The organism is Sphingomonas sp. BLCC-B65 (genome assembly GCF_028550675.1).
Lineage (GTDB): Bacteria > Actinomycetota > Actinomycetes > Actinomycetales > Microbacteriaceae > Microbacterium.
Genome location: NZ_JAQQGL010000001.1, coordinates 1,169,596 through 1,192,261, shown reverse-complemented (window position 1 = coordinate 1,192,261; position 22,666 = coordinate 1,169,596). Strand labels below are relative to the sequence as shown.

At 70.3% G+C, this 22,666-nt stretch carries 26 protein-coding genes; 12 read left to right on the top strand and 14 right to left on the bottom strand.

From position 1 onward, the window contains the following. Window positions 1-9: 9 nt before the first annotated feature. The 3 genes from efeB to efeU are packed head-to-tail and all read right to left on the bottom strand — an operon-like array spanning window position 10 to window position 3,493. Window positions 10-1,326 carry an iron uptake transporter deferrochelatase/peroxidase subunit gene (efeB, locus tag PP359_RS05800; protein ID WP_499250074.1) on the bottom strand — a complete coding sequence of 439 codons (1,317 nt, stop codon included), beginning with the start codon at window positions 1,324-1,326 and terminating at the stop codon, window positions 10-12. Next, the gene (gene efeO, locus PP359_RS05795; RefSeq protein WP_036321206.1) at window positions 1,323-2,552 is read right to left on the bottom strand and encodes an iron uptake system protein EfeO; all 1,230 of its coding nucleotides are present in this window, start codon (window positions 2,550-2,552) and stop codon (window positions 1,323-1,325) included. Before efeO ends, efeB begins: the two co-directional genes overlap by 4 nt. After that, window positions 2,549-3,493 carry an iron uptake transporter permease EfeU gene (efeU, locus tag PP359_RS05790; RefSeq protein ID WP_294980275.1) on the bottom strand — a complete coding sequence of 315 codons (945 nt, stop codon included), beginning with the start codon at window positions 3,491-3,493 and terminating at the stop codon, window positions 2,549-2,551. The genes efeO and efeU overlap by 4 nt, the downstream gene beginning before the upstream one ends. Window positions 3,494-3,599: 106 nt before the next feature. Between efeU and PP359_RS05785 the strand changes: the two genes are divergently transcribed. Together PP359_RS05785 and PP359_RS05780 are read left to right on the top strand one after the other, a co-directional pair. Continuing rightward, window positions 3,600-3,947: a response regulator gene (locus tag PP359_RS05785; RefSeq protein ID WP_499250073.1), complete on the top strand. Its 348-nt coding sequence runs from the start codon at window positions 3,600-3,602 to the stop codon at window positions 3,945-3,947. Between the two features lie 12 nt (window positions 3,948-3,959). Beyond that, window positions 3,960-4,814, top strand: coding sequence for a sensor histidine kinase (locus PP359_RS05780; protein WP_499250072.1), 855 nt, complete (start codon window positions 3,960-3,962; stop codon window positions 4,812-4,814). A gap of 16 nt (window positions 4,815-4,830) precedes the next feature. On the opposite strand, the gene PP359_RS05775 is transcribed toward PP359_RS05780, so the two are convergent. After that, window positions 4,831-6,273: an XRE family transcriptional regulator gene (locus PP359_RS05775; protein ID WP_112932544.1), complete on the bottom strand. Its 1,443-nt coding sequence runs from the start codon at window positions 6,271-6,273 to the stop codon at window positions 4,831-4,833. 127 nt (window positions 6,274-6,400) lie between these two features. Between PP359_RS05775 and PP359_RS05770 the strand changes: the two genes are divergently transcribed. Next, complete coding sequence (locus PP359_RS05770; protein ID WP_499250071.1) at window positions 6,401-8,305, top strand: phosphoenolpyruvate carboxykinase (GTP); 1,905 nt, start codon at window positions 6,401-6,403, stop codon at window positions 8,303-8,305. Here the strand turns inward: PP359_RS05770 and PP359_RS05765 are convergent. Genes PP359_RS05765 through PP359_RS05755 form a run of 3 tightly spaced genes read right to left on the bottom strand, consistent with a single transcriptional unit; the run spans window position 8,283 to window position 9,744 of the window. Then, a complete protein-coding gene (locus tag PP359_RS05765) occupies window positions 8,283-8,624 on the bottom strand; it encodes a hypothetical protein (protein WP_039414060.1) in 342 nt (113 codons plus the stop codon). The genes PP359_RS05770 and PP359_RS05765 overlap by 23 nt on opposite strands. Then, window positions 8,621-9,202, bottom strand: a complete 582-nt coding sequence (locus tag PP359_RS05760) for an Asp23/Gls24 family envelope stress response protein (RefSeq protein WP_148285484.1) — start codon at window positions 9,200-9,202, stop codon at window positions 8,621-8,623. Before PP359_RS05760 ends, PP359_RS05765 begins: the two co-directional genes overlap by 4 nt. Beyond that, a complete protein-coding gene (locus tag PP359_RS05755; RefSeq protein WP_476151123.1) occupies window positions 9,199-9,744 on the bottom strand; it encodes an RNA polymerase sigma factor in 546 nt (181 codons plus the stop codon). Before PP359_RS05755 ends, PP359_RS05760 begins: the two co-directional genes overlap by 4 nt. A 245-nt stretch (window positions 9,745-9,989) precedes the next feature. Here PP359_RS05755 and PP359_RS05750 point away from each other — a divergent pair, with 245 nt between their 5' ends. The 6 genes from PP359_RS05750 to PP359_RS05725 all read left to right on the top strand — a co-directional run bounded on the left by PP359_RS05750 (window position 9,990) and on the right by PP359_RS05725 (window position 12,351). After that, the gene (locus PP359_RS05750; protein ID WP_036317153.1) at window positions 9,990-10,409 is read left to right on the top strand and encodes an Asp23/Gls24 family envelope stress response protein; all 420 of its coding nucleotides are present in this window, start codon (window positions 9,990-9,992) and stop codon (window positions 10,407-10,409) included. After that, window positions 10,406-10,603 (top strand): DUF2273 domain-containing protein, encoded by a 198-nt coding sequence (locus tag PP359_RS05745; RefSeq protein ID WP_039414055.1) that lies wholly within the window; start codon window positions 10,406-10,408, stop codon window positions 10,601-10,603. Before PP359_RS05750 ends, PP359_RS05745 begins: the two co-directional genes overlap by 4 nt. Before the next feature lie 2 nt (window positions 10,604-10,605). Beyond that, entirely contained in the window at window positions 10,606-10,917 is a 312-nt protein-coding gene (locus PP359_RS05740; protein WP_112932546.1) for a hypothetical protein, read from the top strand. Then, window positions 10,914-11,516 (top strand): hypothetical protein, encoded by a 603-nt coding sequence (locus PP359_RS05735; RefSeq protein WP_112932547.1) that lies wholly within the window; start codon window positions 10,914-10,916, stop codon window positions 11,514-11,516. The genes PP359_RS05740 and PP359_RS05735 overlap by 4 nt, the downstream gene beginning before the upstream one ends. Further along, window positions 11,513-12,073 (top strand): hypothetical protein, encoded by a 561-nt coding sequence (locus PP359_RS05730; protein ID WP_112932548.1) that lies wholly within the window; start codon window positions 11,513-11,515, stop codon window positions 12,071-12,073. The genes PP359_RS05735 and PP359_RS05730 overlap by 4 nt, the downstream gene beginning before the upstream one ends. An 80-nt stretch (window positions 12,074-12,153) precedes the next feature. Next, on the top strand, window positions 12,154-12,351 hold the full coding sequence (locus PP359_RS05725; protein ID WP_036314858.1) for a CsbD family protein: 198 nt from the start codon (window positions 12,154-12,156) through the stop codon (window positions 12,349-12,351). A 66-nt stretch (window positions 12,352-12,417) separates the two neighbouring features. Here the strand turns inward: PP359_RS05725 and PP359_RS05720 are convergent, their stop codons facing one another. After that, on the bottom strand, window positions 12,418-14,334 hold the full coding sequence (locus PP359_RS05720; RefSeq protein ID WP_294980265.1) for an ABC transporter ATP-binding protein: 1,917 nt from the start codon (window positions 14,332-14,334) through the stop codon (window positions 12,418-12,420). A gap of 97 nt (window positions 14,335-14,431) precedes the next feature. On the opposite strand from PP359_RS05720, the gene PP359_RS05715 reads away from it, so the two are divergent. Genes PP359_RS05715 through PP359_RS05705 form a run of 3 tightly spaced genes read left to right on the top strand, consistent with a single transcriptional unit; the run spans window position 14,432 to window position 17,066 of the window. Further along, a complete protein-coding gene (locus PP359_RS05715; protein WP_039414039.1) occupies window positions 14,432-15,373 on the top strand; it encodes an ABC transporter ATP-binding protein in 942 nt (313 codons plus the stop codon). Beyond that, complete coding sequence (locus PP359_RS05710) at window positions 15,370-16,242, top strand: ABC transporter permease (RefSeq protein ID WP_036314844.1); 873 nt, start codon at window positions 15,370-15,372, stop codon at window positions 16,240-16,242. The genes PP359_RS05715 and PP359_RS05710 overlap by 4 nt, the downstream gene beginning before the upstream one ends. Then, window positions 16,239-17,066, top strand: coding sequence for an ABC transporter permease (locus PP359_RS05705; protein WP_499250070.1), 828 nt, complete (start codon window positions 16,239-16,241; stop codon window positions 17,064-17,066). Before PP359_RS05710 ends, PP359_RS05705 begins: the two co-directional genes overlap by 4 nt. Window positions 17,067-17,073: 7 nt before the next feature. Here the strand turns inward: PP359_RS05705 and PP359_RS05700 are convergent, their stop codons facing one another. The 6 genes from PP359_RS05700 to ribD form a co-directional block, all read right to left on the bottom strand. Continuing rightward, window positions 17,074-18,468, bottom strand: coding sequence for an MFS transporter (locus PP359_RS05700; protein ID WP_499250069.1), 1,395 nt, complete (start codon window positions 18,466-18,468; stop codon window positions 17,074-17,076). A 204-nt stretch (window positions 18,469-18,672) separates the two neighbouring features. After that, window positions 18,673-19,023 (bottom strand): Fe-S protein, encoded by a 351-nt coding sequence (locus PP359_RS05695; protein ID WP_294945348.1) that lies wholly within the window; start codon window positions 19,021-19,023, stop codon window positions 18,673-18,675. A gap of 131 nt (window positions 19,024-19,154) precedes the next feature. Continuing rightward, on the bottom strand, window positions 19,155-19,628 hold the full coding sequence (gene ribH, locus PP359_RS05690; RefSeq protein ID WP_294980256.1) for a 6,7-dimethyl-8-ribityllumazine synthase: 474 nt from the start codon (window positions 19,626-19,628) through the stop codon (window positions 19,155-19,157). After that, window positions 19,625-20,905, bottom strand: a complete 1,281-nt coding sequence (ribA, locus tag PP359_RS05685; RefSeq protein WP_112932555.1) for a GTP cyclohydrolase II — start codon at window positions 20,903-20,905, stop codon at window positions 19,625-19,627. Before ribA ends, ribH begins: the two co-directional genes overlap by 4 nt. Beyond that, window positions 20,902-21,555 carry a riboflavin synthase gene (locus PP359_RS05680; RefSeq protein ID WP_294980253.1) on the bottom strand — a complete coding sequence of 218 codons (654 nt, stop codon included), beginning with the start codon at window positions 21,553-21,555 and terminating at the stop codon, window positions 20,902-20,904. The genes ribA and PP359_RS05680 overlap by 4 nt, the downstream gene beginning before the upstream one ends. After that, window positions 21,555-22,634 carry a bifunctional diaminohydroxyphosphoribosylaminopyrimidine deaminase/5-amino-6-(5-phosphoribosylamino)uracil reductase RibD gene (gene ribD / locus PP359_RS05675; protein WP_294980250.1) on the bottom strand — a complete coding sequence of 360 codons (1,080 nt, stop codon included), beginning with the start codon at window positions 22,632-22,634 and terminating at the stop codon, window positions 21,555-21,557. Before ribD ends, PP359_RS05680 begins: the two co-directional genes overlap by 1 nt. Window positions 22,635-22,666: the final 32 nt, after the last annotated feature.

Sequence of the window (22,666 nt, the reverse complement as noted above, 5' to 3'; positions counted from 1 at the left end):
TGCGCCGCCTCAGGCGAACAGCCCCGCCCCGACGTACGAGCCCTCCTCGGCTCCCGGGGGAATGGCCCACAACCCCGAGCCGATGTGGCGGATGTACTCGCTCAGCAGATCCCTCGACAGCGCACGCTGCAGGGCGATGAACTGCGCGGGAGAGCGTTGGTACGCGAGGAAGAACAGGCCGGCGTCGAGTCGTCCGAGATCGGTGTTGCCGTCGACGTAGTTGTAGCCGCGGCGGAGGATGCGGATGCCCTTGTTGAGGTCGGGATGGGCGAGGCGCACGTGGCTGCGGGCGTCGATCGCGGGCTGGCCCGTGGCGCCGACGGCGGAGAAGTCCGGCGCTGTCTGCTCCTGCCCGCCCGAGAGCGGCGCGCCGTGCGCCTTGTCACGGCCCGTGATGCGCTCCTGCTCGCTCAGACGCACGCGATCCCACGTCTCGATGAGCATCGCGATCTTGCGCGCCACGAGATAGGAGCCGCCCACGAGCCAGGCCGGTTCGTCGCCGTTGCCGACCCAGACGTGCTGATCCAGCGCCGCCTGGTCGTCGGCGAGGATGTTGGCCGTGCCGTCCTTGAACCCGAAGAGGTTGCGGGGCGTGGCCTGATCGGCGGTCGTCTTCGACGTCTTTCCGAAGCCGAGCTGCGACCAGCGCAGCCGTGCTCGGCCGAAGGCGATGCGGCTCAGATTGCGGATCGCGTGCACGGCGACCTGCGGGTCGTCGGCGCAGGCTTGGATGCACAGGTCGCCGCCGGTGTGATCGGGCTCCAGGTCGTCGCCGAGAAATGCCGGCAACGCGGTGAGCAGGGCGGGCCGTCGGTCGGCGAGTCCGTAGCGGTCGGTGCCGTCGACGGCCGTGAACAGGGTCGGTCCGACGCCGAACGTGATCGTCAGCCCGTTCGCGGCAAGGCCCAGCGCCTCACCGGTGTCGTCCGGCGGCGCCTCCGGCGAGCCTCCCACCGCGCCGCTGGCCGACACATCGAGGCCCTGGGTCATCCGCGCCGCCGCGTAGGACCAGTCCTGGAGAAGCTCGATCAGATCCTCGCGGGTGGTCCCCGCCATCATGTCGAACGACGCGAAATGCAGATGGTCCTGCACGGGCGTCGTGATCCCGGCCTGGTGCGCGCCGTAGAACGCGTAGGGCGACGCCGCGCCGGCGGCGCCGCGCGTGCGGCCGACGGCGACGCCGGCCGCCGCTCCGGCTCCGGCGCCGACGGCGAGCCCGGCCGCACCGACACCGGCCGCGAGGCCCAGCAGGCCCCGTCGGCTGAGACCGGCGCGCGGCGCGGGCTCGAGGCGGTCGCCGCCCGCGAGAGGTCCGTCGGTGCTCACTGCAGGATGGTGGACGTCAGCTTGGACAGCGGCTCGGCCAGCGCGTTGATCAGGTCGGTGAGCTCGCGCTTGTCGGCCTCGCTGAGCTGCCGGTAGTTCACGAAACCGGCGCTCAGCGAGCCGTGGCGCGCGAGAGCGGCCTCAAGGGCGGCGTAGCCGCTGTCGATCCGACCGGCGAGCTCCGTTCCGGTCGCGCCGGAGGAGACGGCGAAGTCCTTGACGAGCGAGAACGCCATCTTCGATCCCTCGACATTGGCCGCGAAATCGTACAGGTCGGTGCCGCTCCACCAGTCCTCTTCGCCGCTGATCTTGCCCGTGGCCACTTCGTCCAGCAGAGAGATCGCGCCGTTGGAGATGCCGCCGATGCCCTGCGCGTCGAGCGCCTTCTGGAACTCATCGCCGTGCACGTACGCGTTGAGCTCGCCCACGTCGGCGATCAGCTTCGCCCCGGAGGTCGCGCGCTCGGCGGGCGTCGAGGGCGCCCAGTCCTTCCACGCCGGGGTTGACCCGTCGGAGTTGAGGGCATCCTGCGCCGGAACCCAGAGGTCCTTCTCGATGCGGTGGAAGCCCGTCCAGTCGAGTCCCTCCGCGACGGCATCCACCTCGCGGTAATCGATGCGGGGGTCGAGATCGCCCAGCGACTCCGCCACGGGTTCGATGCGCTCGTAGAACGCACGCGTGGTGGGGAAGAGGCTCCGCGCCTTCTCATCGTCGCCGGCCTCGTAGGCGCTCACGAAGGCCGCCACGGCCGGGACGAGCTGTTCGACCTGATCCTTGACGAACGACGCGTACAGATCGACGGCCTTCTGCTTCTGCGCGGCGTCGTCGCCCGTGGCCGTGACGGCGTCGCCCGTGACCGTGAAGGCGGTGCGTCCGATGCCCTCACCGACCATGCCGGGCTTGCACAGGGTGACGTAGTCACCGGGCTGGGCGACGACGGTGAGGGTGCGTGAGGCGCCGGGGGCGATGTTCTCGACCTCGCCGACGATGCGCAGACCGTCGGAGGCGAGGAGATAGAACTCCGTCACCTGCGAGCTCGCGTTGGTCACCGCGAACGCGAGCGTGCCGCTGGTGGCGGTCGCGGTCGACACCGTGCACGCCGTGTCGGTGGAGGTGACGGTCAGGGCGTCGGACGCGGCGACGTCGGTCTTGGCGACGCAGCCGGCCAGCACGAGGGCGGTCGCGCCGAGCGCGGCGACGGCTCCCCAGGTGCGTGTGCGGGTCATGATGCTCCTTGGTGGTGGGAGAGGTCCGCGTGGTGCGGAACCGACGTGAGGGGTGCGGATGCCGAGGCCCGGGCGGGCCGGCGACCGAGTCCCCGGACGAAGAGGGTGCCGACGACGGCCATGTACAGGGCCCAGGCGATGACCTGCAGCCACGACATCTGCGGCATGAAGCCGACGGTGGCCTGCAGGATCGCGGCGAGGGGGCTTCCCGGCGGGATCGTCGCCGAGAGGTCGAACGCCCAGCCGAAGGGGAAGCCGGCCGCGCCGACGGCGACCGTGCCGCCGACGAGGGGCGCCAGGGCGGAGAACGGACCGGGAAGGGCGCCGGCCTCTTGCAGATCGTGGATCGCGTACGCCAGCACCCCGGCGGCGACGATCACGAGGAATCCGCCGGTCCAGCCGAAGAAGACGCGGAGGTCGAGTCGCACCATTCCCCGGGCGAGGAGCCAGCCGAGCACGACGGCGGTGGCGAGGCCGAGCAGTGCGCCCAGAAGAGCCGACGGCGTGTCGCCGAAGGACTGCACCATCGACCACAGCAGGAGGGTCGTCTCGATGCCTTCGCGGGCGACGGACACGAATCCGATGAGGACGATTCCCCAGAGACCCCCCGTCGCGAGCGCCCGATCGACGCCGCCCTCGAGCGTCTTCTTCATCGTGCGGGCGGTCTTCTGCATCCAGAAGATCATCCAGGTCACCATGCCGACGGCGACCAGCGAGAGAAGCCCCCCGATCAGCTCCTGTGCCTCGAAGGTGAGGGCGTAGGCGCCGAAGGTGAGGATCGCGCCGATGCCCACGGCCAGCGCGATGGCGAGGCCCACGCCGACCCACAGTCGCGGCAGGACGTCGCGACGATCGATACGGCGGAGATAGGCGACGAGGATGCCGACGACGAGAGCGGCTTCGAGGCCTTCGCGGAGGCCGATCAGGAAAGTGGCGAGCACGAGCGCTTCTTCGGAAGAGGGGAAAGTGAGGTTAGGCGAACCTCACAAACAGCGAGCGTACACCCAACCGCGCCACCCCACCACGCGCGTCCGCTGCTGCACGCGCGTGCACGCTCACCGGGCCAGGCGCGGATCGCTCGACGGGTCGGCGTACGTCGGCGGACACCCGTTCCTGCCGGCCTCCCGTCTGCTGGCCGACGCGATCCGCGACGGGCTGCGCCTGGAAGCGATCGCGGCCGACCTCGCGGGCGACGGCGACACCGCGCTGGAACTGCTGTCGTACACCGACTACGACGTGGCCGTGCTCGATCGCGATGTTCCGGGGACATCGGGAGATGCGGTCGCGGCTCCGCATCACGGTGTCCGGTCTGCGTCAACGGCTCGGTGGTCCCGCCGTGATCGCGACGGTCTCCGGCGTCGGCTATCGCGTCGAGGTGCCGGCGTCCGACGCTGAGGCGGAGGGGAGGTGAGTGCGACACCCTCGTCGTCTCCCGGTGCGCGCCGGCGTGCCGCGGGGCTGACCTTCCGGGTGAAGCTCATGCTCAGCTACGCCGGCACGGTTGCGCTCGCCGGCGCTCTGTTGCTGTCCGTCGTGTGGCTGTTCCTCCTGCGATACGTCCCCGACGAGGCGGCGCCGACGACCGGCGGGTTCATGCCGGGTCGCGGCGATCTGCTGCGGGCATTCGTGCCACCCGCGCTCGCCGCGTGGGTCCTGCTGATCGTCGTCGGACTGGTGGGTGGGTGGTTCCTTGCCGGGCACATGCTCGCGCCGCTGGGGCGGATCACCCGTGCGACGCGGCTGGCCGCCGCCGGATCGCTGTCGCATCGGATCGGCGCCCACGGCCCCGACGACGAGGTGCGCGAGCTGCCCGTCGATGTCTCACTCCTGGCCGATCAGGCCGCGGAGACCTTTCTGTCGCTCGCTGAATCGCGGGGAATTGCTCTGCAGCTCGAGACGCTGCCGGGCATCGCGCGGGGATCTCAGTCGCTGCTGCAGCAGCTCGTCGTCAACCTCGTGCACAACGCGATCGTGCACAATTGCGATGATCACGGCTGGGTGCGAATCGGTGTGCGCTCGGCGCAGGGCGGCGTCGGTCTGTGCGTGGAGAACTCCGGGCCCGTCGTCCCGTCGGAGATGCTCCCGACCCTGCTGGAGCCGTTCCAGCGTGGGGCGCAGCGCGCACATCGCGGCGAGCGCGAGGGAGCCGGTTTGGGGCTGGCGATCGTCGCGGCGATCGTTCGTGCGCACGACGGCAGTCTGACCCTGCGGCCGCGCGACGACGGCGGGCTGCTCGTGGAGGTCGTGCTGCCGGCCGCGTAGGCTCCGCTCGGCGCCGTCAGCCCTGGGCGTGCCGATCGAGGAAGGCGTACACCTCTCCGTCGTCGACGCCGGGGAAGGCGCCGCGCGGCAGCGGCGAGAACATCTGCATGTGCACGCGGGCACTCGGCCACGCGCGACCCTCCCAGCGCGCCGTGAGCTCGGCATCCGGACGCCGGCAGCACGACTCGTCGGGGCACGTCGAACTCGCCCGCTTCTGCGTCTCACGTCCGCGGAACCAGCGTGCGTCGTCGAAGGGCACCCCGACGGTGATCGAGAACTCGCCGTCCGAGGTGCGTCCGGTCTGGGACGAGCACCAGAAGGTGCCGGCGGGGGTGTCGGTGTACTGGTAGTGCTCGACCGTGCGGTTCTGCTCCGAGAAGGCGGAGCGGGCGGCGAAGTGGCGGCAGACGACCTGGCCTTCGACCGAACCGGTGACATCCATCGGCAGCGGCAGGTCGTCGTTCTCGTAGGCGCGGGTGATGGCGCCCGAGCCGTCGACCCGCAGGAAGTGCAGGCGGATGCCGATGTGCTGCGTCAGGAGGTTCGTCAGTCGCATGCCCGCGGCCTCGTGGGTCACGCCGAAGGCATCGCGGAAATCCTCGACGGCGAGGTTGCGGTCCTTCTTCGCCTGGGCCAGGAAGGCGACCGAGGCGGTCTCGGGCATGAGGCAGCAGGCGGCGAAGTAGTTGATCTCGAGCCGTTGCTGCAGGAAGTCGGCGTAGTCGCTGGGTGGTGTGTGCCCGAGCAGGCGGTGGGCCATGGCCTGCAGGGCCATCGAGCGCAGGCCGTGTCCGCCGGGGATGGATGCCGGCGGCAGGTAGATCCGGCCGTTCTCCAGGTCGGTGACCGAACGGGCCGAGTGGGGGAGGTCGTCCACGTAGATCAGCTCGAATCCCAATTGGGACGCCATGATGCTCACCGTGCGGTGGGTGAGGGCCCCCGAGACGTGGCCGGCGGCCTTCAGCTGCTTCTCCGCGAGCTTCTCGATGTCGGGGAGGTAGTTGTCCTTGGCGCGCATGCGCAGGCGCAACTCCGTGTTCGCCCGCCGGGCCTCTTCAGGGGTTGCGATGGCTGCGCGCTCGCGACGCTGCAGCTCACGGTGCAGCCCCAGCACCGACTCGATCGTCTCGTCGGAGGTCGCTTTGGTCACCCGCAGAGCCGGGATGCCGAGGCTGCGGAAGACGGGGGACTGCTGTGCACGTTCGAGTTCGAGCTCGAGGGCGGCTCGACGGTTCGGCGGCTCGGCCGACAGCAGATCGGTGACGTCCGTGCCGGTGGCGGCGGCGATGGCCTGCAGCAGCGACAGTTTGGGCTCGCGCTTGCCGTTCTCGATCAGGCTCAGCTGGCTGCCGGCGACACCGACGATCGCGCCGAGCTCGTCGAGCGTGAGTCCGTGCGACACGCGCTGGTGACGGATGCGATGTCCGAGCGTCGACAGCTCCAGGGAGGTGGGCGGCATTCCTTGAGCATAGCGAAAGAATCACGTTTTTTGACGGCATCCTTGTGTGCAAAACCCTCCTCACGCCTTCAATCTGGAAGAGACCCCTCCGGATCGCCCCACCGACGCCACGCTGAAGGAGCCCGACATGGCCATCGCCGACATGTTCACCCGTCCCACCGCCACGCGCACCCCCGCGGCGGTCGACGCGACGGCCGAGCCCCGGAGCGGCTTCGGCATGCGGCCGGTCCTCGCCGGCACGGGCCTGGAGGCCTTGCACGCCTGGGTCGATGAGATCGCTGCCCTGACGCAGCCCGCGCGCATCCACTGGGTCGACGGCTCTCGTGCGGAGAACGACGCCCTTCTTCGCCAGCAGGTCGAGGAGGGCAAGCTCATCAAGCTCAACCCCGAGTGGCGACCGGGCTCGTACCTCGCCCGCTCGCACCCGAGCGACGTCGCCCGCACCGAGGCGCGCACCTTCATCGCCTCGGCGCGAGAGGAGGATGCCGGCCCCACCAACAACTGGGCGCAGCCGGACGAGATCCGGGCGACCATCATGCCGCTGTTCGAGGGGTCGATGCGGGGGAGGACGATGTACGTCGTGCCCTTCTCGATGGGCGCGGTCGGCGGTCCGCTCTCGCACATCGGCGTCCAGATCACCGACAGTGCGTACGCCGTCACCTCCATCGGCATCATGACCCGGGTCGGCACCGCCGTCGTGGAGGAGATCGCCGCGGGCAAGCCGTGGGTCAAGACGGTGCACTCGGTCGGTGCGCCGCTGGCTCCCGGCCAGGCGGACGTGGCGTGGCCCTGCAACGACGAGAAGTACATCGTCCACTTTCCCGACACGCTCGAGGTGTGGTCGTTCGGATCCGGCTACGGCGGCAATGCGATCCTCGCGAAGAAGTGCTTCGCGCTGCGCATCGCCTCGGTCATCGGGCGTGAGGAGGGGTGGCTCGCCGAGCACATGCTGCTGATCCGCGTCATCAGCCCGGAGGGCAAGCGCTTCCACCTCGCCGCCGCCTTCCCCTCCGCGTGCGGCAAGACAAATCTGGCGATGCTGCGCCCCACGATTCCGGGGTGGCGCGTCGAGACCCTCGGCGACGACATCGCGTGGCTTCGCCCCGGCGACGACGGGCGGCTGTGGGCCATCAACCCCGAGGCCGGCTTCTTCGGGGTGGCGCCGGGAACGGGCGCGTCGACCAACGTGGCGGCCGTCGAAACGCTGTGGGGCAACACGATCTTCACGAATGTGGCCCTGCGTCCCGACGGAGACGTGTGGTGGGAGGGTCTCACCGATGACGTCCCGTCGGAGCTGATCGACTGGGAGGGCAAGCCCTGGACGCCGGCGATGGGGCGCCCGGCCGCACACCCCAACTCGCGCTTCACCGTCAGCGCGGGACAGTGCCCGCAGATCGCCCCCGACTGGGAGGCTCCGCAGGGCGTGCCGCTGGACGGCATCCTGTTCGGTGGGCGTCGGGCCACGAACGTCCCCCTCGTGCTGGAGGCCACCGATTGGACGCACGGGGTGTTCCTCGGCTCCAACATCTCCTCCGAGCGCACCGCCGCCGCCGAAGGGACCGTCGGTGAGCTGCGCCGCGACCCCTTCGCGATGCTCCCGTTCTGCGGCTACAACATGGCGGACTACTTCGGTCACTGGCTCAAGGTCGGCCAGCGTCTGCGCTTCGACCGCGCCCCGCGCATCTTCCAGGTCAATTGGTTCCGAAAGGGCGACGACGGCCGCTTCCTCTGGCCGGGTTTCGGTGACAACGCACGCGTGATCAACTGGATCATCCGCCGCATCGAAGGTGTCGTTCCGGCCATCGACAGCCCGATCGGACGACTGCCCCGCACGGAGGATCTGAACCTCGAGGGCATCGAGGTTCCGGACGCCGACCTCGAGGCCCTGTTCGCGATCGACCGCGACCTGTGGCTGCAGGAGGCCGGGCTCACGGAGGAGTTCTACCGCACGTTCGAGGGACGGGTGCCCCCGGCGCTGTACGCCGAGCTCGCGGCTCTTCGCTACCGCCTCAAGCTCGCCGCGTCGCGGTGATGCGGCTGACGCGCACGGTGACGTGTGCGTCAGGTGCGCCCAGCGCCTCGCGCACCCGCAGCGCGACCTCGCTCGCCACCGCGGCGACGCGACCGCCCGTGACGCCGATGCTCACCGTCACTTCCAGCGCCTGCGCGCGCCGCGTCACCACGCTGTACGCGCCGTCGCCGGCGAGCGTCGCCCGCCACAGGCGCGCCGGGAGGGCGGCGGCGTAGTACAGCTCGGCCACGCCGGTGACCGCCCTCGCGGCGGCATCCACGATCAGGGCGAGCTCCGTGGGCGCGTCGCCGCTCGCCGATCGGGTCGCGGTGTCGCTCATCGCTCCTCCTCCCGCAGCCGCAGCGAGTCGATCGTGACGTCGACGACGCCGACGGTCCATCCGCCGTACTCCTCGAGATCGGCGCGCACGCGCTCTCGCACCGAATCTGCGATGCGCGCAAGCCCGCGTCCCGCGCCGAGCACGCTGTCCAGGACGCTGATCGTCAGCCGCACGTCGACGCGTACATCCTCGTGGAGCGTGAGATGCACCCGTTCTACGAGCACGCCCTCCACCGCGTCGCCGGCGTCGCGGACGAGACCGCGCACGGCGCCCTCGGTCACCACGACGCGTACCGGGTCGTCGTCGACGAGAGGCAGGTCGCGCCCCGCGCGAGATTCGCGGGCGACTTCGCCGAGAATCTGTTGGAACCAGGTCTCGGAGACATCGTCACGGGCGTCGGTCTCGATGAGTTCGCGCGACAGTGCCCCGAGGCGGTCCATCGAATCCAGCACGGCTCGGCACTGCGCATCGCCGTCGATCGCGGGGATCGCCGGCGTCCGTCCGCGCTCGTGATAAGCCGCGAGCTCCTCGAGGGTGTGGCCCGAATCGCCGATCTCCTCGCGCGTCATCCCGCTCACCTCCACTCCTTCATCCGGTCGTAGATGGTCGCCCGCGCCCGCGCGAGCCTGCCGCGCACCGCCGTCGCGGACACGCCCAGTTCGCGGGCGATCTCGTCGTAGCCGTATCCGCTCACCTCGCGCAGCAGCCAGGTCGTGCGTTGCTCGACCGGCAGCTCGTCCAGCACGCGCCGCAGCATGTCCAGTTGAGAGGATGCCACGGCAGACTCGTCGGGTGTGGGCTGCAGAGCCTCGGGCTCCGTATCCTCGAGCGGTGCGGTGGGCGCCGCGCTGCGCAGACGGTCGGTGGCCTTGCGTGCCACGATCGTCGACAGCCAGGAACGGACGCGGTCGGGCTCGCGCAGTTCCGGGAGCCGTCGCCACGCGATGATCAGGGCCTCCTGCACGCAGTCGTCGGCGTCGGCGCGTGAGCGCAGCAGCCGGGTGGCGAAGCCGATCAGGTAACCGCTGTGCCGACGCACGAGCACTGCGAACGCGCGCTCGTCGCCGTCGGCGGCGCGTGCGGCCAGAACGCCGTCTTCGACGTGTGTCAGCGTGTCCACACCGCTTCCCCCCTCGCGCCGTCGTCACCCTGCGGGCCGCGCGATGCCCCCTGCATACCTCGACCGTGCCACGCGCAGCTGACGCCGCCAAGGGGTTGCGTCGCCGCCGCGCAGCCATTAGGCGCGCCGACAGCTCCCGCGGCGGCACTCAGCGAACTGCCAGGAAATCCACCGTGACGAAACCCCTGCGGCATCCGTCACACCTGTGAACGCCCTCACCGGAGGGCCGGAAAGGACAAGACATCATGGCTACCACGACCCCCACCACCTCCGCCGTCGCACCTGCTGCGGGCGCCGGCAAGACCGTCATCGTCGACCCGGTCATCGCCAAGATCGCCGGCATCGCCGCCTCTTCCGTGCCCGGCGTGCACGCCCTCGGCGGCGGAGCCGCGCGCGTCATCGGCAGCATCCGTGAGGCCGTGGGCGCCAAGGATCTGGGTCAGGGTGTGAACGTCGAGGTCGGCGAGACGCAGGTCGCCGCCGACATCACGATCGTGGCCGAGTACCCCGAGCAGCTGCAGCGCGTGGCGACCGACGTGCGCACGGCCGTCGCCGATGCCATCACCGAGCTCGCCGGCATGGAGGTCACCGAGGTCAATGTGACCGTCGTCGACGTTCACATCCCGGGTGACGACGAGGCTCCCGCCCCGGAGCGTGTCCAGTGACCGGCGGGGGTCCCACGGTGTGGGGAGCGGTCGCGGGCGCGGTGCTCGCCGTCGCCGCACTGGCGTTCGGCTTCTGGGGCATGGTGCTCGTGGCGGCTCTCGCCGCCATCGGCGGCCTCATCGGCGCCGCGGTGTCGGGTCGCATCGACCTGCGCGCCGCGATCGATGCCGCCCGCGGCCGGCGGGTGGGCTGACCATGGATGCCGCACGGATCCCCGGTCGGGTCACCATCTCCGCACGGGCCTACGAGCGCGTCGCGGCGGCGGTCCTCGCCGATGAGCTGGGCGTTCCCGCCCGCGCGTCCCGCGCCCACGTGCGCGACGCGGGCGGGGCCCTCGCCCTGGATCTCACCAGCGGCATCCGAGCCGACGGCGACCCCATCGCGGCCAGCGCCGCTGCCGCACGCACCCGCACCGGTGAGCGCGTGAGCGCACTCACCGGAGCACTGGTCGGAGACATCCGACTGCGCATCACTCACCTCGTCACGCAGAACAGGAGCAGCTCGTGAACACCACATCGGCACCCGTCGAGGTCGTTCCGGCGGGAGCGCCCGACCGGCTTCAGAGCGCGGCTGCGCGGCGTCTGCAACGACGTTCGCGTGCTGTCTGGGTGAGCTGCGCCCTGGTCGTGATCATCGTCGTCGCCGCGGCGCTGGCCACCGAGCTGGTGCTGTCGGCTCTCGGGCGCCCCGCGCTGCTCGTGGCCCCGGACGCCGTTCGCTCGGCGCTCGCCGAGGGGGGGACGACCGGCACGATCGTCGCTGCGGCGGCCGCACTGTTCGGCATCGTGTGTCTCTGGGGTGCATTGGCGCCCGGGCGCACTCATCGCCGGGCCCTGGCCGCCGGCCGGGTACCCCTGGTGGTCGACGACGCGATCGTGGCCGGCGCCCTCTCGCGCGCCGCCGCCACGGCCGCAGCCGTCACCAACTCCCACGTGTCCACGCAGCTCGACGCTCGTCGTGCGCGCATCTCCCTCACTCCCGCGACCGGCTTTCCGGTCGACCGTGAACAGGTGGAGCGCGCCGCCGATCGGCTGCTCACCGAACTCGGCGCGGCGCCTCGACTGACGGCTCGCGTCGAGGTGACCCCGGAAGGACGGCTGTCATGAGCCCGGCATCCCGCTTCGTCAACCGCACGATCCTCTTCGTGCTGGCCGTGGGCGCCCTCGCCGTCGCCGCGACCGCGGCCTGGCCGCTCTTCGCCGAGGGGCGACCGTCGCCGCTGCTGGCCATGGCCGCCGATGTCGTCCGCGGCACGGGGGTGGCACCGCAGACCCAGGCATGGATCGCTGCGGGCATCCTCGCGCTGGTCGTCGTGATTGCGCTCGTGGTCGTGCTCACCCGCGGTGAGCGGCACGTCCGGGCGGTCCTCGACGAGGGCGGCATCGCCATCGATGACGGCGTCGTCGCCGATCTGCTCCGGCAGTCGCTCGCGGACGTGCCCGACGTGCTGGCGGTCTCGGCGGTGACCTCTCGCCGTCGCCGTCGCCGGCTTCTGCGGGTGCGGGTGCAGGTGCGCCCGCGCGCCGACCTGGGACTCGTCCAGCGTCGCGTCGCCGGTGCGGTCGCCGATACCGACCGCCGGCTGGGGCTCGCGCTACCACTGGTCGTCCAGCTCACGGGCGGTCTGCGTTCCGCCGTCGCCCACGAGCGCCGCGTCGCCTGACGAACGACGCTCCCCGAACTTCCCGGGCCGCCCGGGATCCCGAAAGAAACCGGAACCATCACCAGAGAAAGGAGTCCCTCATGGGCCTCGCAGATGACATCAAGAACACCGCCGAGAACCTGACCGGCAAGGCCAAGGAGGCCATCGGCAACCTCACCGACAACGACAAGCTCGTCGCCGAGGGCAAGGCCGACCAGGTCAAGGCCCACGCGAAGGACGCCGCAGCCGACGTCAAGGATGCGGCGAAGGACGCGAAGGACGCTCTCGGCGGCAAGTGACCAGCGCTGACAGCAGAGGGGCCCGCCGGTGACGGCGGGCCCCTCGTCGTCTGTCGGGGTCGCGGGTCAGACGAGCAGCTGGTGCTTCGCGAGGTCGCGGTACAGCGGCACCGTCTCGACGAGTTCGGAGTGGGTGCCCTGCCCCACGACTCGACCGTGGTCCATCACGACGATGAGGTCGCTGTCGACGACCGTCGACAAGCGGTGCGCGATCACGACGAGCGTCCGCCCCGAGGCGACGGCGTCGATCGCTTCGCGCATGCGCTGTTCGTTGAGGCCGTCGAGCGATGACGTCGACTCATCCAGCAGCAGCACCGGGGGAGCGGCGAGAAGGGCGCGGGCGATCGCCAGTCGTTGCCGTTCGCCGCCCGACAGCATGACGCCGGCCTCGCCCACCGGCGCGTTCAGCCCCAGGCTCGAGCGTTCCAGGACGTCGCCGAGGTTCACGGCGCGCAGCACCCGGGCGCATTCCTCGTCGGATGCCGACGGCGACGCCAGCCGCAGGTTGTCCGCGATCGTCCCGGCGAGCGTCGGCGCGTCCTGCTCGACATAGCCGAGCTGGGCACGCAGCCGCGTGCGGTCGATCCCGCGCAGGTCGACACCGTCGAGCAGGATCGAGCCTGCCGTCGGATCGTAGAACCGCTCGATCAGGGCGAGAGCGGTGGACTTTCCCGCCCCCGACGGCCCGACGAGGGCGACGCGCGCCCCGCGGGGGACGCGGAACGACACCCCGCGCAGCACCTCTCCGGGCGCCTCCGAGACCGCCACCGTCGCGTCGGCGTGGGCTTCGGCGAGCAGAGCCGCCGCCTCGGTCTCCGAGCGGCGGCGCGCGCTGACCACGGCATCCGGGTAGGCGAAATGCACCTCGCGGAACTCGATCGCGGCGGCCGTCTCGTGGCTGTCGTGTGCGGCGGCCGTGGAGATCGGGGAGGTGCCGACGGCGACGGATGCCGCGACCTCCGCATCGCACGCGGTCTCGGTGCGCAGGTCCAGGACCTCCTGGATGCGCCCCAGTGCTCCCAACGCCTGGCCGACCGAGGTGATCGCGCCGAAGAACGAGCCGAGCGGCTGCACGAGGAAGAACAGGAACATCACGAATGTCACCAGCCCGGCGATCGTGATCGCGCCCGAGGCCACGCGGAAGCCGCCGACGCCGAGCACGACGAGCAGCGACAGCTGCAGGGCGACGCCGGCGACCGGAACCACGAACGCCGATGCCTTGGCGACCTGCACCCCGGCCTCGTACGCTCCCCGCGCGGTGTGTTCGATGCTCTCGCGTTCGCGTTCGGACGCGCCCGAGGCGCGGATCGTGCGGATCGATCCGACGGCGCGCTCCACGCCCGAGGCCAGCTCTCCCACCTTCTCCTGCTGAACGGCGGTCGCGCGGCGGATGCGGCCGCTGAGCGCCACCACGACGGCGACCGACGCGCCGACGACGAGCAGGATGAGCACGAGCAGCACCGGGTCGATGATGAACATCGCCACGATCGCGCCGACGAAGATGAGCGCGTTGCCGATCGAGTCCGCCAGACCCTGGGTGAGCACCGCATACAGCAGGGTCGTGTCGGTGCCGACGCGCGAGACGAGGTCGCCGGTGCGCCGCGCGTCGTACTCCTGGACGGGAAGATGCAGCAGCTGGGCGATGAGACGGCGCCGACTCGAGTAGACGACGGCCGTACCGGTGCGCTGCAGGAGGAAGTGCTGGATGCCGCTGATCACCGAGGAAGCGACGACGAGACCCACCAGCACCCACACCAGCAGACCGAGCGGGTCCTGCTTCTGCACCCGGTCGATGACCTGACCCACCACCAGAGGCTGGGCGAGGGTCGCGACGGCGGCGAGCACGCTCAGCACCGCGACGACGACGAGCACGCCCTTCTGCTCGAAGACGAAGGGGAGCAGCTGTCGCAGACTCGCGCGAGGGCCGTCATCGGGCGTGCGGCGTCGGGAGCGGGAAGGGCGGGTGGTGCTGGCAGAGGACATGAGGAGCTTTCCTGCGGTGTTCGGGTCGTTCTATCTTCCCTCTCGACGACGACGAGCGGCGCCGCACGGTGTCGGAGGCACTGGGTAGGGTGGGTCGGTGCCTGCTCCCGTCATCTCCGCGCATCAACTCGTGAAGTCCTACAAGATCAAGGGCAAGGCCGACTTCGTCGCCGTCGACGGCCTCAGCTTCGAGGTCGCGCCCGGCGAGTCGTTCGGTCTTCTCGGACCCAACGGTGCCGGCAAGTCGACGACGATGAAGATGATCGGCGCCGTCTCGACCCGCTCGGGCGGCGACCTGCAGATCCTCGGCCTCGACCCGGATCGCTACGGTCCCGAGATCCGGTCGCGGCTCGGCGTCGTGCCGCAGCAGGACAATCTCGACGGCGAGCTCAACGCCCGCGAGAATCTGTACATCTACGGCCGGTATTTCGGCCTCCCCAGCAAGGTGTGCCACGAGAAGGCCGATGAGCTGCTCGCCTTCGCGCAGCTCGAGGACAAGGCGAAGAACAAAGTCGACCAGCTCTCCGGCGGCATGAAACGGCGCCTCACCATCGCGCGAGGGCTCATCAACGATCCGCGCATCCTGCTGCTCGATGAGCCGACCACGGGCCTCGACCCGCAGGCGCGTCACGTCCTGTGGGACCGCCTGTTCCGCCTCAAGGAGCGCGGCACGACCCTGGTGCTGACCACGCACTACATGGACGAGGCCGAGCAGCTGTGCGATCGCCTCATCGTCGTCGACAAGGGGCGCATCATGGCCGAAGGCACCCCGGCATCCCTCATCCGGGAGCACTCCAGTCGTGAAGTGCTCGAAGTGCGCTTCGGTTCGGATCGCAACGCCCAGGTCGCCGGCCAGCTGGCCGGTATCGGCGACCGCGTCGAGGTGCTTCCCGACCGCATCCTGATCTACGCCGACAACGGTGAGGCCGCCCTCGAGCGCGTCACCTCGCTGGGACTCGAGCCGATCACCTCGCTCGTACGCCGCTCCTCGCTGGAGGACGTCTTCCTCCGCCTCACGGGAAGGTCGCTGATCGAATGAGCACCTCGTCGACGGATGCCGCGGCGCACCCGAGCCTGGAGGCGTTGCGGGCCGAGGCGATGCAGTGGGGTCGCAAGCCTCGCCGTCGTGGCACCTGGTACGTCACCGAGCACATGGTGCGCGCCATGCGCGCCTACGGCTGGACGATCATCGTCGGCGCCGTCGGTCAGCCCATCCTGTACCTGCTGGGGCTCGCCGTGGGCCTGGCGGCCCTCATCCGCGTGCCGATCGTCGATCACGGCCAGGAGGTGAGCTACCTCATGTTCGTCGCTCCGGCGCTGCTGGCGACCGCGACGATCTCGGTGGCCAGCGAGGAGCTCACCTACCCGGTCATGGCGGGCTTCAAGTGGCGCCGTTACTTCTACGGCTTCAACGCGTCGCCGCTGTCGAGCCCGCAGATCGCGAACGGCGTGGTCGCGGGAGCGACCGCGCGTATGGTCGTCGCCTCGGCGGCGTACTACCTGATCGTGTGGCTGCTGCCGTTCGGGGCGGTGCCGCACCCGGCGACCGGATGGCTCGCGGTGTTCGCCGGGGTGCTGGCGGGGCTCGCCTTCGGCATCCCGCTCATGGCCTACGCGGGCTCGATCGAAGACGACAAGGGACAGTTCGCTCTCGTGCAGCGCTTCCTCTTCATGCCGATGTTCCTCTTCTCCGGAACGTTCTATCCGCTGGACTCGCTGCCCCTGTGGCTGCAGTGGATCGGGTGGATTTCGCCGCTGTGGCACGGCGCGGAACTGGGCCGTGTCGCCACCTACGGCGCGGCGGTCGACCCCGTGATGGTCGCCGTCCACCTCGTCTATCTGCTCGCTCTCGCGGTGGTCGGCTATCTGTTCGCCCGCCGCGTCTTCACCGAGAGGCTCGCGAAATGAGCGCGGTCGTCGAGGCGCCGCTGGGGGCCGTCCGTCGCGGAGGCGTGCGCGCCCTGTGGGCGGGCAACCCCGGTGCCGTCGTCCAGCGCGGCCTGATCGCTGCGCGGTCTTCCAGCTGGGCGGTCGTGCTCTCCGGCTTCTTCGAGCCCGTGTTCTACCTCGCCTCGATGGGTATCGGCCTCGGCGCGCTCATCGGCGACGTCGAGACCGCACAGGGCGCCAGTGTCAGCTACGCCGCCTTCATCGCGCCGGCGCTGCTGGCGGTCTCGGCGATGAACGGCGCCATCTACGACTCCACCTGGAACGTCTTCTTCAAGCTCAACTACGGCAAGCTCTACGAGGGCATGCTCGCGACCTCGCTGGGCCCGCTCGATGTCGCGCTGGGTGAGATCCTCTACGCGCTGCTGCGCGGTCTCGCCTACGCGACCGGGTTCATGATCATCATGCAGATCCTCGGGCTCAACCTCGCGTGGACGGCGGTGCTCGCCCTGCCCGCGGTGGTCCTGATCGCGTTCGGCTTCGCGAGCCTCGGCATGGCCGTCACGAGCTACATGAAGACGTTCCAGCAGATGGACTGGATCAACTTCGTCCTCCTGCCGATGTTCCTCTTCTCCGCCACCTTCTACCCGATCACGGTCTACCCCGGCTGGGTTCAGCAGATCGTCATGGCCCTGCCGCTGTGGCACGGCGTGGAGCTGATCCGGGGGCTGACCACCGGCATCCTGAACATCGACATGCTGTGGCACGTCCTCTACTACGCCGTGATGATCGCGATCGGTCTCGTCTTCACGACGAAGCGGCTGCGCGCGCTGTTCCTCGACTGAGCGCTCGTCAGAGCGAGCCGGTCTCGCCGAGGCCGATGTTCGTCTCGTAGTCGATGTCCTTGGTCTCGCGGGAGAGGATCAGTGCGATGAGGGTGAGCACGGCAGAGCCCGACAGGTAGACGCCCACGAGCCACGGCTCGCCGCCGGCGGCGGCCCAGAGTCCCAGGGCGATCGACGGTGCGACAGCGGCGCCCAGGATCGACGAGACGTTGTAGGCGATCGCCGAACCCGTGTAGCGGACGTTGGTCGGGAAGAGCTCCGGCAGCACGGCGCCCATGGGGCCGAAGGTGGCTCCCATCAGCATGAAGCCGAAGACGAGGAAGGCCTGCACCAGTGCGCCTGTGAACTTCGGATCGACGGCGGGGAGCAGGAACACGTTGAACGTGAGGCCGAGCACACCGATCAACGCCGTGACCCAGATGAGCAGCTTCCGCCGGCCGACCGCGTCGGCGATGGGACCCGACAGCAGCGTGAAGACTCCGAAGAACACCACGCCGATGATCTGCATGATCACGAAGTCGGTGTAGCCGAATCCGAGGCCGGCGACCGGCGCATCGGTCGCCTTCGTGCCGTAGGCGAGGGTGAAGCTCGTCATCAGGTAGAAGAGCACATACGTGGCCAGCATGATGAACGTGCCGAGGACCAGGTTCTTCCAGTGTCCGCGGACGACCTCGCCCAGGGGGAAGCGGCGGATGGCGCCCTTCTTCTCGGCGGTCGTGAAGGTCTCGGACTCGACGAGCTTCAGGCGCACCCAGAGGCCGATGATCACCATGACGGCCGAGAAGAGGAAGGGCACACGCCAGCCCCAGGCGAGGAAGGCTTCGGAGCGCTGGGTCGGGCCGTCGGGGTGCGGCAGGGCGAAGTTGATCACGAGGAAGAGCGCGTTGGCGATGATGAAGCCGATCGGAGCGCCCAGCTGGGGAAAGGTGCCGTACCAGGCGCGCTTGCCCTTCGGGGCGTTCTCGGTGGCCACGAGCGCGGCGCCCGACCACTCGCCGCCGAGGGCGAAGCCCTGGAAGAGGCGGAGGATCAGCAGCAGGAGCGCTGCCCACCAGCCGATTGCGGCGAACGTCGGCAGACACCCGATCAGGAAGGTCGCGATGCCCATCGTGAGCAGCGACGCGACGAGCGTGGCCTTTCGACCGAAGCGGTCACCGAAGTGTCCGAAGACCACCGCGCCGATGGGGCGCGCGATCATCGCGGCCCCGAAGACGGCGAACGACGACAGGAGGGCGGTGGTCTCGTTGCCAGTCGGGAAGAAGAGGGCGGGGAAGACGAGCACGGCGGCGGTCGCGTAGACGTAGAAGTCGTAGAACTCGATCGTCGTTCCGACCAGGCTCGCAGTGATCACGCGAGCGCGGGAGTTGACGGGGGCGGCGGGGGCCGCGGTGGCGGTGGACATGCGCAGAGGCTACCTATCGATGAGAGATCGCAGGTCCTCGTGGGACGCACCGGTGGTGGACGTCCGGGGCAGGGGTGTGTGCAGCGGGCGCCGCGACAATGAGGTCACCGGGGCGCCGGCAGGTTCCCGGCGCACGGCTATCGAGTCTACGCCGCGTGGGGCGTCTCGGCCGTGCGCCGGGAATCTCCGCGTGGAGACGCGGGGTCAGCGCCAGAGCACGGCGAGGGCGGCGTTGAGGATGGTCAGGGTGCCGACCAGCCAGAACATCACGAGCGGCACCGCGCCCGTCTTGCGCTGGCGCGCGGTGCCGATCCCGAGCAGCGCGCCGATCGCGAGCAGCACGACGAGCTTGACGCCGAGCTTGGTGTAGTTCAGCGGGTAGTCGATGCCCCACGGGGCGGCCAGAGCGAGGCCGGCGACGGCCGCGATCAGCATGCCCCACGTCATGAGTCGGGTGACGCGGCGCTGGCCCACCGCCTCGACGACCCAGGCGCCGAAGAGGATGGCGAATCCGGTGAGATGGACGAGGACGACGACGTGACGCAGGATCTCCATGCCTTCAGCCTAACTGATAGTCGCCGATTCCGCGCGCCCGACCCCGGGCGCAGCGCAGCGACCGGAAGCGACGTTCCTCCGGTCGTTGAGCGCGCGCAGCGAGTCGAAACGCCGCCGGCGCTGGGGAGCTGTCAGCCGCGAAGGCGCTGGAGGAGCAGCGCGGTGCGCAGCGCGGCATCCGCGGCTTCTGCACCCTTGTCCTCCTTCGAACCGGGCAGGCCCGCCCGGTCGATGCCCTGCTGCTCGTCGTCCAGGGTCAGCACCCCGAAGCCGACCGGCTTGCCGGTGTCGAGGGCGACCCGGGTGAGGCCGTCCGTGGCGGCAGACGAGACGAAGTCGAAGTGCGGCGTGCCGCCGCGGATGATCACACCGAGCGCGACGACGGCATCCGCCCCGGCATCCAGAGCCGCCTTCGCCGAGACGGGCAGCTCGAACGAGCCGGGTACGCGCTCCAGGCTCCACTCGGCGCCGGATGCCGAGAGCACCCGCTCCGCACCGGCGATCAGGCCGTCGGTGATGACGTCGTGCCACAGACCGGCGATGACGACGACGCGCAGTCCGGTGGCGTCGATCGGGGCGGTCTCAGGGGCTCCGTGGCCGCTCATGCGTGCTCCTCCGTGCTGTGCGCGAGAGCCGCATCGAGCTCTTCGGCGGTGATGATGTGGCCCATGCGATCGCGCTTGGTCGCCAGATATTGGTGGTTGTTGGCGCCGACGCCGACCAGCAGCGGCACCTGCTCGACGATATCGAGTCCGAGCTCGCGCAGTTGCTTGACCTTGTCGGAGTTGTTGGTCAGCAGGCGGATGCGATCGACGCCGAGGTCGGCCAGGATGCCGCCGGCCGCCGCATAGTCGCGGGCATCGGCGGGCAGGCCCAGGGCGAGGTTCGCGTCGACGGTGTCCAGACCCCGCTCCTGCAGGCTGTAGGCGCGCAGCTTGTTGATGAGGCCGATGCCGCGGCCCTCGTGACCGCGCATGTAGATGACGACCCCGCCGTCCTTGTCGATACGGTCCAGAGCGGCATCCAGCTGCGGGCCGCACTCGCACTTCTGCGAGCCGAACGCTTCTCCGGTGAGGCACTCGGAGTGCACCCGCACGAGCGGCGCGTCCTCGGTGAGGTCACCCGAGACGACCGCGATGTGATCGGTGCCGGTCACCCGGTCCTTGTACGCGAGGAAGCGGAACGTGCCGTGGGACGTGGGCACGGTCGCTTCGGCGCGCAGGCTCACGCGGCGCTTCTGCGCCGCCGCGACACTCGCCGGAGCTCCCGTCGGCTCGATCTCGTCGAGGTAGGCGATGAGCTGCTCGATCGTGATCACCGGAACGCCCTCGCGCGCGCCGAGCTCTTCCAGGCCCGGCAGGCGCATCATCGATCCGTCCTCGGCGACGACCTCGCCGATCGCGGCGACCGGCTGCAGGCCCGCGAGGCGCATGAGCTCCACACCGGCCTCCGTGTGACCCGCACGCTCGCGCACTCCGCCGTCCACGGCGCGCAACGGCAGGATGTGACCCGGTCGGATCACCGACGACGGAACGGATGCCGGGTCGGCGAGCACGTTGAGCGTGTGCGAGCGGTCGGTCGCGCTGATGCCGGTCGAGACGCGGTCGGCGGCGTCCACGCTCACGGTGTAGGCGGTGCCGCGAGCGTCCTCGTTCACCGCCACCATCGGCGGCAGGTCGAGGCGGTCGGCCCACTCGGCGGGCATGGGCGCGCAGATGAAGCCGCTGGACCAGCGGATCGTCCAGGCGAGCCATTCGGGCGTGGCGAGCTGAGCCGACAGGATGATGTCGCCTTCGTTCTCGCGGCTCTCGTCGTCGGCGACGATGACGGGCCGTCCGGCGCGCAGCGCCTCGAGGGCCTCGGGGATGGTGGAAAGGCTCATCGTGAGCCTCCTTCGGTGAGGGAGTCGGTGGAATCGGACACAGGGGGAGCGAAGGCGAGCAGGCGCTGCACGTGACGCGCGAGGATGTCGGTCTCGAGGTTGACGCGGTCTCCGGCGACGCGGTCGCCGAGGGTCGTCGCCTCCAGGGTCTCGGGAATCAGCGACACCTCGAACCAGGCATCGGCGGCGGCGGCATCCGACGCATTCGAAACCGTGAGAGAGACCCCGTCGACGGCGATCGATCCCTTGTCGACGACGAGCGGAGCGAGGTCCGCGGGCAGTGAGATGCGGATGACCCGCCACTGCGCTCCGGGGCGAACCTCCCGAACCGTGCCGGTCCCGTCGACGTGTCCCTGAACGATGTGTCCGCCCAGGCGGCCGTGCGCGGCCATGGCGCGCTCGAGGTTCACGCGGGTGCCGGGACCGAACGCGCCGAGGGTCGCCATGTCCAGGCTCTGGCGCATCACGTCGGCGGTGAACCAGTCCTCGCCCTGGTCGACGACGGTCAAGCAGACGCCGCTGACCGAGATCGAGTCTCCATGGTGAGCGTCGGAGACGGCCAGCGGTGCACGGACGGTCATCCGCGCACCGTCGCCCGACGGTTCGACGGCGACGATCTCGCCGCGCTCTTCGATGATTCCGGTGAACATCAGTTCTCTTCCTTCGTGGGGGAGGTGGGGGAGGATGTCGCGTTCTCGAACCGCCCGACGACGAGCAGATCGTCGCCGAGGTGTTCGACGGATGCCGCGTGCAGGCGCCGCTGCTCGCCGATCGAGGTCACGCCGATGTCGCCGAGAGCGAGACGCGGGCCGCCGATCAGGGTCGGGGCGACGTAGACGAGCACCTCGTCGGCCAGTCCTTCGCGCAGGAACGACGAGGCCAGTGCCGGACCGCCCTCGACGAAGACACGGTGGGCGCCCAGTTCGCCCAGGCGCTCGAGGAGATCGGGGAGGTCGTCGCCCTCGTCCTGCATGAAGGGGCGCGGATGCCGCCGCACGGCGGCCTCCTGCGGCACGGCGCGAGTTCCCACGACCACGGGGCGCGGCTGGTCGTCGTAGAGCGAGCCGTCGGCACGGCGTGCGGTGAGGGCCGGATCATCGGCGAGCAGCGTGCCGGTGCCGACCACGATGGCGTCGGCGAGGCTGCGACGGCGGTGGACGTCGGCGCGGGCTTCGGGGCCCGTGATCCACTGACTGGTGCCGTCGGCGGCGGCACCGCGGCCGTCGAGTGACTGCGCCCACTTCACGGTGACGTGCGGGCGGCCGAGGCGCTGCACCTCCAGCCAGGACGCCAGCAGGGCGGTGCCCTCGTCTGCGCTCCAGCCGCCGATCACATCGACCCCGGCCTCTCGCAGACGCGCGGCGCCGCCCGACGACGCCTCCCCGGGGTCGGTGACGGCGAACACGACGCGGGCGACGCCGGCGGCGATCAGCGCTTCACTGCAGGGTCCGGTGCGGCCGGTGTGGTTGCACGGCTCGAGGGTGACGACGGCGGTCGCGCCGCGCGCGGCATCCGGCCCCGCCGCGGAGGCGAGGTTCGTCAGCGCGTCGACCTCCGCATGGGCCGTGCCGGCGCCCCGATGCCACCCCTCGGCGAGCACGTCGCCGTCGGGGGAGAGCAGCACGGCGCCGACCTGCGGGTTCACGCCGCGCGGGCCCCGGCGAGCGATCTCCAGGGCGCGCTGCATCGCACGGTCGATCGCCGTGTCGTCGCGGTCTGTCGCGGCCATCCGTCGTCCTTCTGTGAGGCTCCGGGGCACGG

Coding starts and splice junctions, on each gene's coding strand:
- PP359_RS05740 (WP_112932546.1), top strand. CDS start 10,606: ATGGATGCCGCACGGATCCCCGGTCGGGTCACCATCTCCGCACGGGCC.
- PP359_RS05765 (WP_039414060.1), bottom strand. CDS start 8,624: ATGAGCGACACCGCGACCCGATCGGCGAGCGGCGACGCGCCCACGGAG.
- PP359_RS05725 (WP_036314858.1), top strand. CDS start 12,154: ATGGGCCTCGCAGATGACATCAAGAACACCGCCGAGAACCTGACCGGC.
- PP359_RS05720 (WP_294980265.1), bottom strand. CDS start 14,334: ATGTCCTCTGCCAGCACCACCCGCCCTTCCCGCTCCCGACGCCGCACG.
- PP359_RS05730 (WP_112932548.1), top strand. CDS start 11,513: ATGAGCCCGGCATCCCGCTTCGTCAACCGCACGATCCTCTTCGTGCTG.
- PP359_RS05710 (WP_036314844.1), top strand. CDS start 15,370: ATGAGCACCTCGTCGACGGATGCCGCGGCGCACCCGAGCCTGGAGGCG.
- PP359_RS05775 (WP_112932544.1), bottom strand. CDS start 6,273: ATGCCGCCCACCTCCCTGGAGCTGTCGACGCTCGGACATCGCATCCGT.
- ribA (WP_112932555.1), bottom strand. CDS start 20,905: ATGAGCCTTTCCACCATCCCCGAGGCCCTCGAGGCGCTGCGCGCCGGA.
- ribD (WP_294980250.1), bottom strand. CDS start 22,634: ATGGCCGCGACAGACCGCGACGACACGGCGATCGACCGTGCGATGCAG.
- PP359_RS05700 (WP_499250069.1), bottom strand. CDS start 18,468: ATGTCCACCGCCACCGCGGCCCCCGCCGCCCCCGTCAACTCCCGCGCT.
- efeO (WP_036321206.1), bottom strand. CDS start 2,552: ATGACCCGCACACGCACCTGGGGAGCCGTCGCCGCGCTCGGCGCGACC.
- PP359_RS05750 (WP_036317153.1), top strand. CDS start 9,990: ATGGCTACCACGACCCCCACCACCTCCGCCGTCGCACCTGCTGCGGGC.
- PP359_RS05695 (WP_294945348.1), bottom strand. CDS start 19,023: ATGGAGATCCTGCGTCACGTCGTCGTCCTCGTCCATCTCACCGGATTC.
- PP359_RS05680 (WP_294980253.1), bottom strand. CDS start 21,555: ATGTTCACCGGAATCATCGAAGAGCGCGGCGAGATCGTCGCCGTCGAA.
- PP359_RS05770 (WP_499250071.1), top strand. CDS start 6,401: ATGGCCATCGCCGACATGTTCACCCGTCCCACCGCCACGCGCACCCCC.
- ribH (WP_294980256.1), bottom strand. CDS start 19,628: ATGAGCGGCCACGGAGCCCCTGAGACCGCCCCGATCGACGCCACCGGA.
- PP359_RS05705 (WP_499250070.1), top strand. CDS start 16,239: ATGAGCGCGGTCGTCGAGGCGCCGCTGGGGGCCGTCCGTCGCGGAGGC.